Here is a 1604-nt window from a genome sequence, read left to right on the forward strand (position 1 = left end):
ACCGGGATCGTGTAACGCGCCTCGGGATCGAACCGCAGGACCTGCGGCAGATCCGGATAATGCGCGGGATCGATACCGCGCAGGGTCAGATAGTCGCGCACCAGCGTGCCCTCGGCCGGGCGAGCGGCGAACCAGATATCCCGCGCGGCCCGGATCGATTTCTCGCGCGCACGGCGGGCAATATCGTCCTGCTTGCGCCGATTCGCTTCGGCGGTGCGCCGTCGCTCGGCGCGCTCGGCATCGGAAAGGCCCTGCGCCGGGCCGCACAGCCATTCCAGCGCGGCGCGGAAATCCATGCCGAGCGTATGCTGGACCAGCGCGATCTGATCGCCCTTGGCATGCGGCCCGCACTCCTTGCGGCACTGGAAGAGTCCGGTCTTCAGGTTGACGCCGAAGCGATCCCGGCCGCCGCATTGCGGACACGGCCCGACCAGTTCGCCGCCGGTGCGGACCAGGCCGGATAGCTCCAGCCGCGCAACCACATCGGCGATGGGCATGGCCTTGGCTTCATCGAGGCGGTGATCGTCGCGCGTCATGGCTTGGCGGCCTCGCGCTTGCGGACGATCTTCCGAAACTCCTCCTCGGCCTTGGTGACACGCGCGACGCGCTGAAGGTCATCATGCGCGGCTGCCGGGGTTATGGCCATCAATCGCTCGATGACGCGCTCGATCCCGCGATGTGCTCCAGCACAATAGGCATTGTGGTGACGCTGGCGGTGCGTTCTCATCTTGCGCCCCGCGCGCGGTCCCAGGCCTCGGCCAGCCGGCGGCGGTCCCAGTCGTTCATCACCTTGCGCGCCCGATCATGCAGGCCGCCATAGCAGCCCGGCACCGAGACGCGGCAGGAAAGGAACTGATCGGCTGTCTGGATCAGGCCCATCAGCTGCGGGTTTTCGCGGGTCACGCCCGGCATGAGGTCGCGCAGGATGCCGACGACCAGGTCGAGATCGCTGCGATCCGTGATCGGCGGCCGGGACAGCACGCCCAACGCGTGGATCATCGCGTGATCGGCGAGCGAGAGGCGCGGCTGGTCAGTCAAGTCCACCTCCACAGCCAACCAGGTCGGTGGTGACGAGGCCCGCGACGATTTCCCCGATAGAGCGGAAGCCCCCGCAGGTTGTGGAATCACCAATGATCCGCTCAGATCGACGCGATCCACCAAACCAGTCTGAGGGGAAATCCTGCATGTTCAAAGTGACCGCAGAAGGGCTCATCGTTGACCCGAACGACGACCGGCCAGTTGCCGTCTTTGTCGACAGTTTCACGACCGCTCTCGGGGATGGGAAGCAAAGCGATACGGTCATTCTTCGCCTATTCCATAAGGAGTGGAAAAATGCGGGACCGCTCGTGCCTCGCGACCGGGTTCATCAGTTCGCAATGAATGCGCACCGTGCAGCCGAACTAGGCCGTCATCTTCTGGAGCTTGCAGCTCAAGTTGAGAAAGAATCCGGGGGCACCATCCAGTAGGCTCGCTGGTCCGGATCTCGCGGACGCTGCTGAACTTGGTGAATTCTGGGCTCTGCATGGTCAAATCCTCTTGGCGCGTTGATCGGCGGGGCGACCCGAGGGAGGAGATTGGCCGCCCCGCCTGACACGCCCTGACCC

The 1604-nt window shown here is 65.0% G+C and carries 4 protein-coding genes; 1 reads left to right on the forward strand and 3 read right to left on the reverse strand.

Annotated features, from left to right (window positions below):
* The 3 genes from BLT64_RS25865 to BLT64_RS25875 form a co-directional block, all read right to left on the reverse strand.
* A partial coding sequence (locus tag BLT64_RS25865) for a DUF7146 domain-containing protein (RefSeq protein WP_437438293.1) occupies positions 1–536 on the reverse strand: 536 nt, incomplete at its 3' end.
* Positions 533–727 carry a hypothetical protein gene (locus BLT64_RS25870; protein ID WP_011747319.1) on the reverse strand — a complete coding sequence of 65 codons (195 nt, stop codon included), beginning with the start codon at positions 725–727 and terminating at the stop codon, positions 533–535. The genes BLT64_RS25870 and BLT64_RS25865, both read right to left, overlap by 4 nt.
* Complete coding sequence (locus tag BLT64_RS25875) at positions 724–1038, reverse strand: hypothetical protein (protein ID WP_128492985.1); 315 nt, start codon at positions 1036–1038, stop codon at positions 724–726. Before BLT64_RS25875 ends, BLT64_RS25870 begins: the two co-directional genes overlap by 4 nt.
* A 146-nt stretch (positions 1039–1184) precedes the next feature.
* On the opposite strand from BLT64_RS25875, the gene BLT64_RS25880 reads away from it, so the two are divergent.
* Positions 1185–1466, forward strand: a complete 282-nt coding sequence (locus BLT64_RS25880; protein WP_041529795.1) for a hypothetical protein — start codon at positions 1185–1187, stop codon at positions 1464–1466.
* Positions 1467–1604 lie beyond the last annotated feature (138 nt).

Origin of the sequence: Paracoccus denitrificans, assembly GCF_900100045.1 — a bacterium.
Lineage (GTDB): Bacteria > Pseudomonadota > Alphaproteobacteria > Rhodobacterales > Rhodobacteraceae > Paracoccus > Paracoccus denitrificans.

Coding starts and splice junctions, on each gene's coding strand:
- BLT64_RS25870 (WP_011747319.1), bottom strand. CDS start 727: ATGAGAACGCACCGCCAGCGTCACCACAATGCCTATTGTGCTGGAGCA.
- BLT64_RS25880 (WP_041529795.1), top strand. CDS start 1,185: ATGTTCAAAGTGACCGCAGAAGGGCTCATCGTTGACCCGAACGACGAC.